This is a genomic window from Clostridium nitrophenolicum (genome assembly GCF_055391695.1).
In genome coordinates this window covers 4,412,914-4,429,507 of record NZ_AP042469.1, presented here as the reverse complement: position 1 = coordinate 4,429,507, position 16,594 = coordinate 4,412,914, and the positions used below count along the sequence as shown (strand labels likewise).

Below are 16,594 nucleotides of genomic sequence, written 5' to 3'. Positions count from 1 at the left end.
CATAAATGATATCAGCAGGAGAAATAAGAAAAGGAACTACTTTTGAACAAGATGGACAAGTGTTTACTGTAATAGAGTTTCTTCATGTTAAACCAGGTAAAGGAGCAGCTTTCGTTAGAACAAAGCTTAGAAATGTTATAACTGGAGGAGTTACAGATACAACTTTTAACCCAACAGCAAAACTTCAAGAAGCAGTTATAGAAAGAAAAGAAATGCAGTACTTATATTCAGATGGTGAATTATATTATTTCATGGATCAAGAAACATTTGAGCAAATTCCTTTGAATTACGAGAAAGTTGAAGGCGCTATAAAATTCTTAAAGGAAAATATGTTTGCTGTAATAAAATTCTTTAAAGGTGAAGCATTCTCAGTAGAAGCTCCAAACTTTGTTGAATTAATGATAACTCAAACAGATCCAGGCGTTAAAGGAAATACAGCTACAAATGTTTTAAAACCTGCTACAGTTGAGACTGGAGCAGTTGTTCCGGTTCCTATATTCGTAAATGAAGGAGAAATTATAAGAATAGATACAAGAACTGGAGAATATATGGAAAGAGTTTAAGGAATACTATTATGGCAAAATAAATTTAAGGATGTGGTTAAATGAATTCTATTATGTCAAAGGTTTCTTATCTTAGTGGATTAGTTGACGGATTAAGTATCGATGAAAGCACTAAGGAAGGAAGAATATTAACAGAAATTGTTAGTGTACTTAAAGACATAGCTGTAGAAATATCTGAAATCTCAGAATCCCAAAAAGTTGTTCAAGAATACATAGATGCCATAGATGAAGACCTAGCAGAACTTCAAGAAGATTTTTATGATGAAGATTATGAGCTATATGAAGATGAAGGTGATAACTTTATCCAACTTGAATGTCCTAACTGTGGAGATACTGTGTATGTTGATAAGGACATAATAGCTAAGGGTGAAGAAATTACATGTCCTAATTGCCATAAAAAAATAGCAACTAAAAATTGTTGTTGTGAATAATTGAACGAATTCAGAGCGGTATTACTTTATACTTCTAGCAAAAATAGAAGTATTAGAGTGGAAGTTTATTGAATAAGTTATTTTAATACCACATAAATGAGGTTACTCATTTATGTGGTATTTTTTATTTGGTTATGAAGTGAAACTTGAATCAGGTGGGGGTTAAATGCCATTTAGGCATTTAACCCCCATCTGATTCTTAGTTGAACGAATCCAGGGACATAGCCGCTCTTTACTCCCGCTTTCACAGAGTGAAAGCAGAGAAATAAAATTTCTGATTTTGTGTGAATCGCTTTCACAGAGCGCGATGGGAGTATTAGAGCGGGTAGTCATCGGATAAAATTTTTTATTTATTTGGAATAATTTCTGAGTAATTAAAATAGAAATTAATATAAAGAAAGGAGATGAGAAAGATAGATACAAAAGAAATTTTAAATATTTTACCACAAAGTATTAAAGATGCTCTTGGAGATTTAGCTCAATCACAATCAAAGACACTTCAAGAAATCAGAATAAGAGCGGACAAGCCTTTAGTTTTTCAAGTAGGTAATAGAGAAATAGTTAACAAATATACACCAAGATCAGATGACTTAAAAACTATCATTCAAAGGATGAGCAACTACTCTATTTATGCCTTTGAAGAAGAATTAAAACAGGGCTATATAACAATTAAAGGTGGACATAGAGTCGGTGTATGCGGAAAGTGTGTAATAGAAAAAGATGAAGTTAAAACTATAAAAAACATTGCATCCCTTAATATTAGAATTTGTAGAGAAGTAAAAGGTTGTTCAGATTCTATAATGAAATTTATTATAAAGAGCAATGAAGTAATAAATACTATAATAATATCTCCACCAAAGTGCGGAAAAACTACATTGATAAGAGACATAACGAGAAATATTTCAGATGGTATGGACAAGATGTTTTTTGAAGGGAAAAAAGTATGTGTAGTTGATGAAAGAAGTGAATTAGGAGCATGTTTTAATGGAATACCTCAACTTAACATTGGACTTAGAACAGATGTTTTAGATGGGTGTCCAAAAAGTGAAGGGATAATGATGGCTATAAGAAGCATGTCTCCAGATGTTATAGTTTGTGACGAGATAGGCGCCTACAAGGACATTGATAGTATTTTAAATGCTCTTAACTCAGGAGTAAGTTTAATTACTACAATTCACGGGTATGACATAGAGGATTTATATAATAGACCTGTATTTAAAGAAATTGTTGAAAATAATGTATTTAAGAGAGCTATCGTTTTAAGCAATAAGAAAGGTGCTGGAACAGTAGATCGTATATATGATTTTTCAACTAAATCAGTGATATGGAGGGGGTAGAATGTTAAAATTTCTAGGTTGTATTATGATTCTAGCCGCATCCACAGGAATAGGATTTGTTTATTCAGCGAAGTTTAAAAAGAGAACTAGACAGTTAGAAGAGCTTCAAAGATGTATTTACCAACTTCAAAATGAAATAGTATATACCCACACTCCTTTGCCTGAAGCGATTGAAGATGTATCTAAAAAAAGTGTGTATCCAATTAAAGAAATATTCGAAGAAGTATCATGCCTATTATTTGACAATGAAGTAAACAATGTACATGAAGCATTCCGTAATGTATTAAATAGGAGAAAAGATATCTTGAACCTAAAAAGAGATGATATGAATATATTATTGGATTTTTCAAAAACTCTAGGAGAATCAGATATAGAAGGGCAACAAAGAATATTTCACCTTACTTTAGAAAATTTAAAAAAGCGAATAAAAGACTCAGAGATTTTGATGAGTAAAAACGTGAAGATGTATAGATACCTCGGATTTTCGCTGGGGGCTATTATAGTTATAATACTCGTTTAGACTAACTAAATAACGTTTATAAAAGAAGGGGGTAATTAAAATGTTGGATATTAGTTTAATATTCAAAATTGCTGGTGTAGGTATAATTGTAATAATCATAAATAAAGTCTTAGAAGCTAGTGGAAAAGGAGATTATGCTGTAGTAACAAATTTAGCTGGTATATTAATAGTTTTAATGATGGTAATAAACTTAGTAAACAAACTATTTACTACAGTAAGAACAATGTTCCAACTTTAGGAGGAAGCTATGGAAATAATCAAAATAGTTGCTTTTGCGTTTATGGCATTATTTATTGTACTGCTTTTCAAAGAGAGAAGAGAAGATTTTGCAGTATATATAAGCCTGGCTGTTGGTGTCATGATATTCTTATTTATGATAACAAAGATAACTGCAGTGCTCCAATTTTTACAACAGCTAGCAGCTAAAGCTAATATAGATTTTATATATTTAACTACTGTATTTAAGATATTAGCCATTGCTTATTTAGCCTCCTTTTGCGGAGAATTATGTAGAGATGCGGGACAAGGAAGCTTAGGGGCTAAAGTGGAGTTTGCAGGAAAAATACTTATTTTAGTGTTGGCAATTCCTATACTTATGGCTGTATTACAGTCAATTCTAAAGATTATGTAGGTGTTAACTATGAAGAAGATTATATTGGTTTTACTGATGATTTTTGTAACATCCTTTAATGTGAAGGCATTAGAGGTTAATAACATTAATATAGATACTCGCGAAAAAGTTGAAACTGAACAAATAGAGAAATTTTATGACTATATCTCCAATATGAAAACAAAATATGAATTGCTTAAAGATATTGAAGTAAAAACATATGTAAAGGATTTTATGAAAACTGGAGATGGCAAAGTATCCACAAAAAAGCTGATTAATGCTTTAGGCATATATATGTTTAAAGAGATTGCTGCATCATTAAAGTTATTAGCACTATTGGTGGTAATTGCACTTATATGTGCACTTCTTACTAATTTACAAAAGGCCTTTAGTGGTGAAAGTCTATCTAACATAGCTTATTTTGCATGCTACTCTCTACTTATAATAATAATGGCTAAAAGCTTTTATATAGGAGTGGATACAGCAAGATCTACGATGAAGGAAATGACGGACTTTATGACTGCTATTGTGCCAATTCTTATAATGCTTATTGCAAGCGTAGGTGGATTCGTAGAAGCAGCAGTTATGGATCCTATTATAATAGGAACGATAACCATAAGTGCAAAAATATTTATGGACATAATAATACCAATAATATGCATGACTTTTGTATTACAGTTTGTGAACAATATGTCTGAAGAATACAAAATTAGTAAACTTACAAAGCTTTTAAATCAAGTGGCTATGTGGGGACAAGGTATTGTAATGACAATATTCATAGGAATAATTACGATAAGAGGAATTACAGCTAAAACTATCGATGAAGTTACTGCAAAAACAGCAAAATTCGCTGTAGACAATTTTGTACCTATAGTTGGAAAGAGTCTTTCAGATGCTGTATCAACAGTAGCTGGTTACTCAATTTTATTAAAAAATGCATTAAGCAGCTTAGGTCTTGTCATATTAATTGCTATAGTGCTGTTCCCAATAATTAAGTTACTTATAATGTCACTTTTGTACAAATTTACTGCAGCATTAATAGAACCTATAAGTGATAGCAGATTAGTAAATTGTATAAGCGCAGCTGGAGACTCACTTGTACTGGTGACAGCGTGCCTTATCAGCGTATCAGTTATGTTTTTCATAATGATAGCTATAATAGCATCTGCAGGTAAGGTAATGATAGGGGGATAAAAAAACATAAGAAAGAAGGTGATAAACATTGTTACAAGTTCTAAGGGAATGGCTTATAGGCATTTGTACTGCTGTGTTTTTCATAACTGCTGTGGAGATAATTCTTCCTGATAACAGTTTGAAAAAGTATGCAAAGTTTGTACTAGGTTTAATTTTGATTACAGTTTTTATAAATCCCTTAATAAAGGTTTTTGATAGAAATTTTGACATAAATACCTATACAAGCAATGCTATTCAATCCTTTGATGCAAAAAAAACGGAAAATGAGTTTCAAAAATATAAAGAAAAGAATATAAAAGACACTTTAGAAGTATTTAAGCTTAATCTTCAGACTAACTGCGAAAAAAAGTTAAAAGAAAAATATCCAGACAGTAATTATAAAGTTCAGGTTGAGGCTTCCTATGATGACAATAATGATAAACTTGTTATAAAAGATATAAAGGTAGGAGTTAAGGATGGAAGTATAGAAAGAATTAAAAAAATAAAAATAGGTGATGACAGTAAGACTGTTGATAACGGTGATAAAGAAATCAATAACGAAAAAAGTCAGTCTATAAAGAAATACTTAGGTGATGAGCTTAATGTCTCAAAGGACGTAATACAAGTATATAAAATATAAAATTGAGTAACTTTTATAAGGCACCTGAAAAAAATAACAAGTCAAAGATTCGACGGATATTTTGTGTCAGGCAAGGAGGCAGGTTCCGCAGATAGTGTACCCTATCTAAGGGTTCTGCAGACGCAGTATGACACAAAATAGACTAGAATAGTGACTAGTTATTTTCTTGAAGATGACTAAGATTAAAAGATAAAAAGGAGAGGACCATATGGATTTTAAAAAGTTTTTTGAGAAACTTATTAAAGATAGTGAGAAAAACTCATCGGATAAAAAGAATGTAGCTAATTTACTTATAATGCTATTGGCAGGAGTTCTAATAGTTTTAACAGTAAGCTTTTTTAAAACATCTAACACAATTGGAATCCAAAGTTTAGGTGCTGGAGATAACAAAGGGGGAAATAAGGCAGGTAAAACTGAACAACAGACTAGTAGCGATAGATTGGCGCAAGATTATGAAAATACAATCCAACAAAAGTTAAAGGATACTTTAGAAAAAATTGAAGGTGTCGGTAAAGTAGAGGTTATGGTTAGTTTTGAAAGTGGAGAAGAGCAGGTTCCTGCAGTAAATATAAATGATTCAACAAGTAATACGGAAGAAAAAGACAATGAAGGCGGAACTAGAAATACCACACAGAAGAATAACGGAAGTACTGTTGTTGTAACAAATGAGGGTGATAAGTCAAAGCCTCTTATAGTTAAAACCTATAAACCAAAGGTTTCAGGAGTCTGTGTTGTAGCTGAAGGTGCTGAAGAAAAAGTTACTGCACTTAGAATAACTAAGGCAGTGGTTGATTTATTTAATATTCCAGAGAACAAAGTTAATGTTTATCCTATGAAAAAATAGTATATAAATGTTTCTAAAAGCATATAATTTGTTAGAAAGGTTGATAGGGGGAATAAAAAAATGAATAAAAAACAAGGTATAATTATTGCTACTCTTTTAGTTCTTATTGTTTGTGCGGGGGTACTTGCTACAAAATTAAATAGTCCATTATATGTGAATGGTGATGACAGCAGTGGCGCAAAAAGTAGTGCAGTATCTTTTAACAATACAGATAAGAAAAGTAGTAAAACCACATTCTTTGATGAGGCTAAGTTAACTCGTGAGCAAAAAAATGCACAAACACTACAGACATTAAAAACTTTAATTGATGACAAAAATATATCTAAAGAGAACAGAGATGAAGCAACTAAAAAATATACTGATTTAGCAATGAGTACAAATTATGAATCAAAAATTGAGACTACTTTAAAGGGTAAAGGTTATGAAGATGTACTTTGTTCTATAGAAGAAAGTGGTAAAGTAAGAGTTGTAGTAAAAGGAAAGGACAAACTTACGGATAAAGATACAAGAGAGATAAAAAATGTAGTGATGGGAATAGCTAAAATTCAAGAAGTTGAAATAGAAGTTAAACAATAAAATTAGTAACATATTTTAATACTATATATAGCCTGTACACTTAAAATCTAGGTTAAAGTGTACAGGCTAAATCTTTATTTAAGAAATTATTTATCAATTCGGTAATGTTTAATTTGTAAAAGGGAAAGCTATTTGATATAATATACGTAAAGTTAGTTTTGACTGATATCAAATACCTAGGGGGTACGAGAATGGAAGAGAATATTAAAAATGAAATTGACATGGGTATTGTAAAAATATCTGATGAAGTCGTAGGCGTAATTGCAGGTCTAGCTACTACAGAAGTAAAAGGAATAGTTGGTATGAGCGCAAGCCTTGTAGGTGGTATAACTCAAATATTAACTGGAAAAAAGAATTTGTCAAAAGGTGTTAAAGTTACAGTTGGAGAAAATAGCGCTGCTATTGATTTATATGTAGTTGTAGAGTATGGAATAAGAATTCCAGATGTAGCATTAGAAGTGCAAGAAAATGTAAGGAAGGCTGTTGAGTCTATGACAGGTCTTGACGTTTCTGCAGTAAATGTGCATGTACAGAATGTTATGATTCCTAAAGTAATGGATGTTGTTGAAGATATGGAAGAATAGAGTATCTACACCCTCTGTGTTTAGAGGGTTTTTTTATTCTTGGACATTTTTAAAAATTGCGTCGCAAAATTTTTAAATTACTAATTTAAGTATTTCCATGTGCATACTTGAACTACAATATTACTTTAAGTATAATTATATCTAAACTGACAATAATTAATTGTAGAAGAACATTTAGCCAAATCAGGAGGAAGAAATGAATAGAAGAAAATCAAGAGAAATTGCCATGAAATTATTATTCCAAACCACTATAAACAAGGAAGATTTTAAAGAGGTTATCGCAAATCTTAAGGAAAATATTGAGGTTGAAGATTCAGAGTTAGATATGACTGGGCTATCAACTTATAAGGAAAGTGATCCTGAAAGTATTGATTTAGAAGATGTTGATATGGAATATATTATAAGAGTTCTCAAGGGAGTTCAAGAAAATGGCGAGGATATAGATAAAGAAATAGAAAAGCACCTAAGAAATTGGAAAATTAATAGATTATCTAAAATAGATGTATCTATATTAAGAATATGTACATATGAATTTTTATATGAAAAAGATATTCCTAAGAATGTATCTATAAATGAAGCTATAGAGCTTGCTAAAAAATATTCAGCAGATAAGTCTGCATCTTTTATTAATGGTGTGCTTGGAAGTATGTTAAAGGAAGTTATTCAGTAGAATAAACTTCTTTTAACTGCTTTTTCATGTTCTTTAAATTGTAAATTAAAATTTCAATATTTGAGAAGGTAGTAAATATGTATATAAAAACCTTAACAGTATCAGCTTTAAACGGTTATATAAAAAAGTTAGTAGATAATGACTTTATACTATCTAACTCTAGTGTAAAAGGAGAAGTATCTAATTTAAAACTCCACAGTAGTGGACATATATATTTTTCTCTTAAAGATGAGTCTAGCAAAATAAATTGTATAATGTTTAGAAGTGCAGCAAAAAATTTAAAATTTATTCCTGAAGTTGGAATGCAAGTTATAGTTAAGGGAAGAGTTTCAGTTTATGAAAAAGAAGGAGCCTATCAATTTTATTGTGATATGATGGAGCCGGATGGAGTAGGAGAATTATATTTAGCATTTGAAAAATTAAAGAACAAACTGCAAAGTGAAGGTTTATTTGATGAAAAGTATAAGAAGCCTTTGCCGCAGTATGCTAAGAAAGTTGGAATAATAACTTCTCCAACTGGTGCAGCAATTAGAGATATAATAAATGTTACAAAACGAAGAAATAAGAATGTAGAATTAGTAATATATCCTGCATTGGTTCAAGGAATGAATGCAAGCACAGATATGATAAAAGGTATAGAAACTTTAAATAAAATGGAAGATATTGAACTTATAATACTTGCAAGAGGTGGAGGCTCTATAGAAGAGCTTTGGTGTTTTAATGATGAGAAACTGGCTAAGGCCGTTTTTAGTTCACAAAAACCTATAATCACTGGTGTAGGCCATGAAATTGACTATACTATTGTGGACTTTGTCAGTGATAGAAGAGCACCAACTCCATCAGCGGCAGCGGAAATTGCTGTATTTAATTTAGAGGAATTTAAAAATAGAGTTTTAGCATATGAAAATATTCTACAGACTCGCATCCAAATAAACTTAAATGATAGAAAAAACAAAATAAATTTATTGAAGCGGAATTTAATGTCCCTTAGCCCGTCAATATATATAATAAATGAATATAACAATATTGATAGATTAAGGGAATTGATAGATATAAAAGTTAAAGGAAGATTAAACAAAGAAAAAGAGGTACTAGGTAAAATAAGTGCTCTACTTTCAGCACACAATCCCTTGAATGTTTTAAATAAAGGTTACGCTATGATTCAAGATGAAAATGAAAATTTAGTTAGTAAAATTTCAACACTCAAAGAATCAGAAAAAGTAAAAATTACATTAAAAGATGGATATGTTTGTGCAAACCTTACAGTTGAAGATGATAGTAAGTTTTAAAAATGGCATTAAAGGAGTGATTTTATGCCTAGAAAAAATGAGTCTTATGAAAGTATGATGGAAAAACTTGAGGATATAGTAAATATAATGGATGGCAAAGAGCTATCACTAGAAGAAAGTTTAAAGAAGTATGAAGAAGGCGTAAAACTTTGCAATAAACTATATAAAGTGTTAAATGAGGCAGAAGGAAAAATAAAGCTTCTAACAGAAGATGGAGAAAAAGATTTTGAAGAAGAGTAAAAACTTAAAATTAGGAGTTAGCAAATTTTAAAAGAGTAATATATGCCATTTGGGGAAGGTTATCAATATTAGAATATGAATGGAGAAGTGGGATATGGATATAAAAGATGAGATTACAATTGAAAAATTAAAGAAAGAAGTAGAAAATTGGATTTCAGAGCATTTTAAAGACAAAGGATCCTACAATAAGAGAGTATATGAAGCTATAATTTACAGCTTAGATGCAGGTGGAAAGAGAATCAGACCATTATTATTTTTACTGACATATATGCTGAAAAATAATAATTATAAGTCTGTACTTCCAGTAGCTGCGGCCATAGAAATGATTCATACCTATTCTTTGATTCACGATGATTTGCCTTGCATGGATAATGATGATTTAAGAAGAGGAAAACCTACAAATCATAAAGTATTTGGTGAAGCAATCGCAGTTCTTGCTGGAGATGGTCTTTTAAATGAGGCAATGAACATCATGTTTAGATACTGTATGGATAATGATAAGAATGCCATAAGAGCTTGCAGTTTAATTTCAGAAAGTGCAGGGATAGAGGGTATGGTTGGCGGACAAACAGTGGATATACTAAGTGAAAATACAAAAATACCAATAGATCAACTATATTACATGCACAGTAAAAAAACAGGAGCACTAATAAAAGCATCTATAGTTGCAGGTGCAATTCTTGGTGGTTCAACAGAAGATGATGTTAAAAAATTAGATTATTATGGGCAAAAACTAGGATTAGCTTTTCAAATAAAAGATGATATATTAGATATAGTGGGAGATACAGAAGTTTTAGGTAAAAAAGCTAAAAGTGATTTAGATAATAATAAAACTAACTTTATTACCACATATGGGTTAAATAAGTGCATGGAGATGTGCAACTCATTAACCAGTGAATGTGTAGAGGTATTAGATAAAGTTGAGGGAGATACTTCCAAATTAAAAGAAATAACATTATTTTTACTTAATAGAGAAAAATAAATAGAAATACTATATTTTAAAAAAGGATAGATGAAAGATGCCTAGTTTATTAGAAAACTATAGAGATATTAACGATATAAAGAAAATGTCATTAGAACAGCAAAGAAGACTTGCATTGGAGATAAGAAAATTTTTAATAGATAAAGTCTCAAAAACCGGAGGCCATCTTGCCTCTAACTTAGGAGTAGTAGAGCTTACTTTAAGTATATTCAATGTATTTAATTTAAATAAAGATAAGCTTATATGGGATGTAGGGCATCAGGCTTATATACACAAGATACTTACTGGAAGAAAAGATAAGTTTGATACATTAAGGCAATTTGGCGGCATAAGTGGATTTCCTAAGAGAAATGAAAGCATATATGACTTTTTTGAAACCGGTCACAGCAGCACATCCATTTCAGCTGCCTTAGGAATGGCTAGAGCAAGAGATTTGAAAAATGAGAATTATGATGTAGTTGCTGTAATAGGAGATGGAGCATTAACCGGTGGTATGGCTCTTGAAGCACTTAATGATGTAGGATATAGAAAGACTAAACTAGTAATTATTCTAAATGATAATCAAATGTCAATAGCTAAGAATGTAGGTGGGGTGTCTAGATATTTAAGCAAAATAAGAATGGACCCTAAATATAACAGGTTAAAAGAAGAAGTTGAAAGTACCTTAAAAAAGATACCTAATATAGGGAATGGAATGGCAAAATATCTTGAAAGAATAAAAAAAGGAATAAAACAAATGGTAGTTCCTGGGATGTTTTTTGAAGATATGGGTATAAAGTATCTAGGACCTATTGACGGACATGACTTAGAAGGATTAACGGAAGTTCTATCTAGAGCTAGAAATATAAAAGGACCAGTTATTATACATGTTATAACAAAGAAAGGGAAGGGATATGAATTTGCAGAAAAAAATCCAGGTAAATTTCATGGTATAGGCCCTTTTCATTGCGATAGTGGAGAAGTATGCTTTAGTTCATGTGATTCCTATTCAAAAGCCTTTGGAGAAGAGATGGTAGAACTTGCAGCAAAAAATAAAAATATTGTAGCTATAACAGCGGCTATGAGGGATGGGACGGGGCTTAAACCGTTTTCAGAAGAGTTCCCGAATAGATTTTTTGATGTCGGAATTGCCGAACAGCATGCTGTAACTTTGGCAGCAGGTATGGCAAGAGAAGGATTAAAACCGGTTTTTGCTGTATACTCTACATTTCTACAGAGGGCATATGATCAAATTCTGCATGATGTGTGTATTCAAAACCTTCCAGTGGTTTTTGCTATCGATAGAGCAGGCATAGTTGGTGATGATGGAGAAACTCATCAAGGTGTATTTGATTTATCATATTTAACACATATACCTAATATGACGGTAATGTCACCTAAGAGTATACCAGAGCTTAGATATATGCTTAAATGGTCAACTATGCAAAATTATCCTATAGCACTAAGATATCCAAGAGGTGGTGACAATATAAATGTTGCAATCGAACCACTGAAGGATTTTAAGCGTGGAAAATGGGAAAAGATATATGATAAAGGAAGTATAGCTTTAGTTGCCCAAGGAAAAATGGTACAGCATGCTATTATGGCTAGACAAAAATTATTAAATTCAGGAATAGATGTAAGAGTTATAAATGCTTGCTTTATAAAGCCTATTGATAAAGAATTAATTAAAGATCTATCAGAGCAAAACGTCAATATTGTAACTATTGAAGATAATGTGGTCCATGGTGGATTAGGATCTAGTGTACTTGAGTATATGAATACTTTAGATAAAAAGGTAAAAGTTTTAAATTTAGGATTTAATGATGAGTTTATTCCACATGGAAAAACAGACATATTATATAAGACGTATGGATTGGATGTTGACGGGATCATAAAAAACATATTAAAAATAGTATGATAAATAGTAAATTAATGATAAAATAATATCAAACAAGAGTTTTGTATAATTAGCTTGTATTTTTAGTTTAGTTGAATAAGGTATCTTTAAAAAATAATAAGTCAGTATGCCAGTATGTTTTATGCCATACTGCGACAACGGAGTCAGCTTATATTTTATTATAAGAGAAACTGTTGCCTTGTCTAGCACAAAATATACTAGCATTTTTGACTTATTATTTTTTCAGATGTTTAGCTAGGATATAATATTAAAAGGAGTTTGTTATGTCGGATAATAAAGAAAGACTTGATATTCTATTAGTGAAAAAAGGAATTTTTGACTCAAGAGAAAGAGCTAGGGCTAGTATAATGGCTGGTGAAATATTTATTGATGGTCACAGAGTAGATAAATGCGGTGAAAAGGTTAAAGAAAGTTCAAATATTGAATTTAAAGGAGAACAATTACCTTTTGTAAGCCGCGGAGGATTAAAATTACAAAAGGCTGTCAAGAATTTTAATATAGATTTAAATGATAAAATTTGTCTTGACATAGGGGCTTCTACTGGAGGATTTACAGATTGTATGCTTCAAAATGGTGCAAAAAAAGTATTTTCTATAGATGTAGGATATGGTCAGTTTGCATGGAAGCTTAGAATTGATCCAAGAGTAGTATGTATGGAAAGAACCAATATAAGATATGTTACTATAGATGATATTGGTGAGTATGGTGATTTTGCTAGCATAGATGTATCCTTTATATCACTAAAAAAGGTTGTTCCTACTGTTTTAAAGCTGCTTGATGACAATGGAAGTATTATGGCATTAATAAAACCTCAATTTGAAGCTGGAAGAGAAAAGGTTGGCAAAAAAGGAGTTGTAAGAGAAAAATCAACTCATGAGGAAGTAGTAGGTAATATCATAGAATTTGTTAAGGAATGTGATTGCAAAATAATTGCATTAGATTATTCGCCAATAAAAGGACCAGAGGGAAATATAGAATACTTAATTTATTTTACAAAGAATAAGGAATTTAATGAAACATTTAAATACGAAGATATGAAAAGCGTAGTTGGCTCAGCTCATCAAGGGCTTAATGGGGAGGCATTATGAAAAGTATAGGGATTAATGTAAATACAACAAAAGATAACAATGGGGAGATGTTAGATTTTATTGTAAACTTGATTCGCAGCGAAAGAAAGGATATAGAAGTTAAGGTTTATGAAGATGGTAATGGCCTTGATGAAAAAGAAAGCGCTAAATTGGATGCAATTATTGTGCTAGGTGGAGATGGAACAATATTAAGCACTACGAGACGTATTTATAAACATAGCGTACCTATTTTAGGAATAAATATAGGACATTTAGGTTTTTTAGCTCAGGTAGAAAATTTAAATATTAAGACTTCTATTAGAAATTTAATCTATGGAAAATATGATGTTGAAGAACGAACAATGCTTCAATGTACCTATAGTTATAATGGGGAAACTAAGGTATATCATGGATTAAATGACATAGTAATGTACAAAGGCGTTTGGTCAAGAATACAAAAATACGAAGTATTTATTAATGATAAATTTTACAATACTTTTAATGCCGATGGAGTTGTTGTGTGTACTTCAACTGGTTCCACAGCATATAATCTCTCAGCAGGTGGACCTATAATACATCCTGAACTTGACGTTTTAGCCTTAACTCCAATGTATTCTCAGTCACTTACAGCTAGAACAGTTGTACTTGATGGAAAAAGTAAAATATCCATTAGAGTTAAGAAAAATAATGAAAACATATTTTTGTCAGTAGATGGACAGGAATGGATTGAAACTGACAGTACAGTAGCAGTAGATATCAGCAAATCAAATTATAAATGTAAACTTGTAAGATTTGGTGATAACGATTATTTTAACACTTTACGAAAAAAAATTACTTTTAGAGCAAAGGAATGTGAAGGTGAACAATATGAAAGTGACAAGGCACGCTAAAATACTAGAAATTATAAATTCAAGGGATATAGAAACACAAGAAGAACTAGCAGAAGAACTTAGAAAAGGTGGAATGAATGTTACACAAGCTACAGTATCTAGAGATATAAAAGAGCTAAAACTTATAAAGGTTTTATCAGATAGTGGAAAGTACAAGTATGCTACTATAATGCACACTGAAAATTTTTTATCTAATAAACTTGTAAATATATTTTCTCAAACTGTTTTAACTGTTGAAAATATTAATAACTTTGTTGTTATAAAAACTATATCAGGATCAGCACCTGCAGCTGCAGAAGCTATTGATTCATTAAATTTTGAAGGAATTGCAGGAACTCTTGCTGGAGATAATACTATTTTTGTAATGGCAAGAGATGCTGAAAAGGCACAAGTTATAACTCAAAAAATGAAAAAAATGATTGCACAGTAGGGGGCTTTTATTCTATGCTTCTTCAATTAAACATAAAAAACTTTGCATTAATAGAGGATTTAACTATTTCATTTGAAAAAGGTTTTAATGTGCTTTCAGGTGAAACAGGAGCGGGTAAATCAATACTTATTGATGCTATTAATTACGTATTAGGAAGCAAATTCAGTAAAGACTTGATAAGAACAGGAGAAAATAAAACTTTTGTTGAGGCAATTTTTTCAATAGAAAATCCTAAGACTGAAGAAACTTTAAAAGAACAAGATATAGAGTATGATGATTTAATTATAATAAGTAGAGAAACATTTCAATCCGGTAAAAGTATTGCTAAAGTTAATGGTAAATCAATATTACTATCATCACTTAAGTCTATAAGTAGTACATTACTGGATATTCATGGACAGCATGAAAATCAAAATTTATTATCAAATGAGAATCATATTCATTATGTAGACTACTATGGTGAGGATAATATAAGAAAATTATTAGAAAATTATAGGGAAAAGTATTATAAGCTAAATGAAATTGAAGATAAAATTTTGGGGCTTCTAGGCAAAGATGGAGAGAAGGAAAAACTTACTGATTTCTTTAAGTATCAAATAGATGAAATAAATTCTGCTAACCTAAAGGAAGGCGAAGAGGAAGAGCTAGAAGAAAAATATAAAATTCTTTCTAACGCAGAAAAAATAAATAATACATTAAACATGTGTTATAACAATCTCTATACCAATGATGAGGGCGTTTTATCGATTTATGATGGTCTATCGATGGTCATAAAGGAGATATCTTCCTTAGAAAAGAATCTTCCTAAAGTAAAGGATATAAAAGGTTCATTAGAAGAAGCTTTCTATAATATAGAGGGCAGTATAGAACAAATTAGAAGTATAAAGGAAAATATTTATTATGATGAAAATGAATTAGAATATATAAATAGCAGAATATATCTGATTAACTCCTATAGAAAAAAGTATGGAAATACTATTAAAGATATTCTTAACTATAGAGATAAAATAAAGCTTCAATATGAAGAGATGATAAATAGTAGCGAAATTGTAGAAAAGCTAAAAAAAGATAAAGCTAAGATAATAGAAGAACTAAAAGTCGAAGGAGAAAAGCTTCATAAAGAAAGATGTAGGATAGCTGAAAGTCTAGAAACGAAAATTAAAGGTGAATTGAATTTTGTTGGACTAGAAAAAAGTACATTTAAAATTGAGGTAGATCTAGAAGATAAATTTACTCAAAACGGTTTAGATAAAGTACAATTTTCTATATCTACAAATCCAGGAGAGCCTTTAAAACCTCTTGAAAGAGTTGTTTCTGGAGGAGAATTATCTAGAATAATGCTAGCCTTAAAAACAGTGTTTGTAGATAAAGATAAAATTCCATCTGTTATATTTGATGAAATAGATACTGGAATAAGTGGAAGAATAGCACAATGTGTAGCTGAAAAAATGTACACTATTTCTAAAGGTCATCAAGTATTTTGTGTTACACATTTACCTCAAATTGCCTGCATATCTGACATGCATTATTGGGTATCTAAAGAAGTTAAAGAAGATAAAACATTTACAAGAGTAAGACAAATGAGTAAAAATGAAAAGGAATACGAAATAGCAAGAATGATAGGTGGAGCTGAAGTTACAAAGCTAACATTAGAACATGCAAAAGAGTTAATTGGCATGGCAAACTCTAAAAAAATAGAATTAAAATCTAATATTGGATAAGACTGCATTAGTTGCAGTCTTTTTTATTTATTTTAGTCATAAAATTGTATTCTTTTGGTAAAAATAAGATTGATTCATAAAAAAATTAACGATAGTCAAAAAATTAGTTTTTACATCAAAGTATTAA

Annotated in this window: 20 protein-coding genes; all 20 read left to right on the top strand. The window is 30.6% G+C overall.

The features are described 5' to 3' along the window. Window positions 1-5 precede the first annotated feature (5 nt). On the top strand, window positions 6-563 hold the full coding sequence (efp, locus tag ACZ5N4_RS20985; RefSeq protein ID WP_178908050.1) for an elongation factor P: 558 nt from the start codon (window positions 6-8) through the stop codon (window positions 561-563). A gap of 41 nt (window positions 564-604) precedes the next feature. After that, window positions 605-994: a CD1247 N-terminal domain-containing protein gene (locus ACZ5N4_RS20980; RefSeq protein WP_178908049.1), complete on the top strand. Its 390-nt coding sequence runs from the start codon at window positions 605-607 to the stop codon at window positions 992-994. Between the two features lie 413 nt (window positions 995-1,407). After that, window positions 1,408-2,331 carry a stage III sporulation protein AA gene (gene spoIIIAA, locus ACZ5N4_RS20975; protein WP_464211020.1) on the top strand — a complete coding sequence of 308 codons (924 nt, stop codon included), beginning with the start codon at window positions 1,408-1,410 and terminating at the stop codon, window positions 2,329-2,331. Window position 2,332: 1 nt separating this feature from the next. Next, window positions 2,333-2,851, top strand: coding sequence for a stage III sporulation protein SpoIIIAB (gene spoIIIAB / locus ACZ5N4_RS20970; RefSeq protein WP_464204439.1), 519 nt, complete (start codon window positions 2,333-2,335; stop codon window positions 2,849-2,851). Between the two features lie 40 nt (window positions 2,852-2,891). Continuing rightward, window positions 2,892-3,089, top strand: a complete 198-nt coding sequence (spoIIIAC, locus tag ACZ5N4_RS20965; RefSeq protein ID WP_308039526.1) for a stage III sporulation protein AC — start codon at window positions 2,892-2,894, stop codon at window positions 3,087-3,089. Between the two features lie 9 nt (window positions 3,090-3,098). Beyond that, complete coding sequence (spoIIIAD, locus tag ACZ5N4_RS20960; RefSeq protein WP_178908046.1) at window positions 3,099-3,482, top strand: stage III sporulation protein AD; 384 nt, start codon at window positions 3,099-3,101, stop codon at window positions 3,480-3,482. A gap of 9 nt (window positions 3,483-3,491) precedes the next feature. Beyond that, entirely contained in the window at window positions 3,492-4,655 is a 1,164-nt protein-coding gene (gene spoIIIAE, locus ACZ5N4_RS20955) for a stage III sporulation protein AE (RefSeq protein ID WP_464204438.1), read from the top strand. A gap of 28 nt (window positions 4,656-4,683) precedes the next feature. Continuing rightward, entirely contained in the window at window positions 4,684-5,274 is a 591-nt protein-coding gene (spoIIIAF, locus tag ACZ5N4_RS20950) for a stage III sporulation protein AF (protein WP_464204437.1), read from the top strand. 208 nt (window positions 5,275-5,482) lie between these two features. Further along, window positions 5,483-6,118 (top strand): stage III sporulation protein AG, encoded by a 636-nt coding sequence (spoIIIAG, locus tag ACZ5N4_RS20945; protein WP_464204436.1) that lies wholly within the window; start codon window positions 5,483-5,485, stop codon window positions 6,116-6,118. Between the two features lie 60 nt (window positions 6,119-6,178). Next, entirely contained in the window at window positions 6,179-6,694 is a 516-nt protein-coding gene (locus ACZ5N4_RS20940; RefSeq protein ID WP_464204435.1) for a SpoIIIAH-like family protein, read from the top strand. Window positions 6,695-6,885: 191 nt separating this feature from the next. Beyond that, window positions 6,886-7,278 carry an Asp23/Gls24 family envelope stress response protein gene (locus ACZ5N4_RS20935; RefSeq protein WP_211142516.1) on the top strand — a complete coding sequence of 131 codons (393 nt, stop codon included), beginning with the start codon at window positions 6,886-6,888 and terminating at the stop codon, window positions 7,276-7,278. A 196-nt stretch (window positions 7,279-7,474) separates the two neighbouring features. Beyond that, the gene (gene nusB / locus ACZ5N4_RS20930) at window positions 7,475-7,948 is read left to right on the top strand and encodes a transcription antitermination factor NusB (RefSeq protein ID WP_464204434.1); all 474 of its coding nucleotides are present in this window, start codon (window positions 7,475-7,477) and stop codon (window positions 7,946-7,948) included. Between the two features lie 77 nt (window positions 7,949-8,025). Further along, entirely contained in the window at window positions 8,026-9,237 is a 1,212-nt protein-coding gene (gene xseA / locus ACZ5N4_RS20925) for an exodeoxyribonuclease VII large subunit (RefSeq protein WP_464204433.1), read from the top strand. Between the two features lie 24 nt (window positions 9,238-9,261). Then, on the top strand, window positions 9,262-9,477 hold the full coding sequence (locus tag ACZ5N4_RS20920; protein WP_464204432.1) for an exodeoxyribonuclease VII small subunit: 216 nt from the start codon (window positions 9,262-9,264) through the stop codon (window positions 9,475-9,477). Between the two features lie 94 nt (window positions 9,478-9,571). Beyond that, window positions 9,572-10,459, top strand: coding sequence for a polyprenyl synthetase family protein (locus ACZ5N4_RS20915; protein ID WP_464204431.1), 888 nt, complete (start codon window positions 9,572-9,574; stop codon window positions 10,457-10,459). A gap of 37 nt (window positions 10,460-10,496) precedes the next feature. Then, window positions 10,497-12,359: a 1-deoxy-D-xylulose-5-phosphate synthase gene (dxs, locus tag ACZ5N4_RS20910; protein WP_464204430.1), complete on the top strand. Its 1,863-nt coding sequence runs from the start codon at window positions 10,497-10,499 to the stop codon at window positions 12,357-12,359. A gap of 263 nt (window positions 12,360-12,622) precedes the next feature. Beyond that, a complete protein-coding gene (locus tag ACZ5N4_RS20905) occupies window positions 12,623-13,447 on the top strand; it encodes a TlyA family RNA methyltransferase (RefSeq protein ID WP_464204429.1) in 825 nt (274 codons plus the stop codon). Further along, the gene (locus tag ACZ5N4_RS20900; protein ID WP_464204428.1) at window positions 13,444-14,316 is read left to right on the top strand and encodes an NAD(+)/NADH kinase; all 873 of its coding nucleotides are present in this window, start codon (window positions 13,444-13,446) and stop codon (window positions 14,314-14,316) included. Before ACZ5N4_RS20905 ends, ACZ5N4_RS20900 begins: the two co-directional genes overlap by 4 nt. Further along, window positions 14,294-14,746, top strand: coding sequence for an arginine repressor (locus ACZ5N4_RS20895; protein ID WP_464204427.1), 453 nt, complete (start codon window positions 14,294-14,296; stop codon window positions 14,744-14,746). Before ACZ5N4_RS20900 ends, ACZ5N4_RS20895 begins: the two co-directional genes overlap by 23 nt. Before the next feature lie 14 nt (window positions 14,747-14,760). After that, window positions 14,761-16,467, top strand: a complete 1,707-nt coding sequence (gene recN, locus ACZ5N4_RS20890; RefSeq protein ID WP_464204426.1) for a DNA repair protein RecN — start codon at window positions 14,761-14,763, stop codon at window positions 16,465-16,467. The last annotated feature ends 127 nt before the right edge of the window (window positions 16,468-16,594 follow it).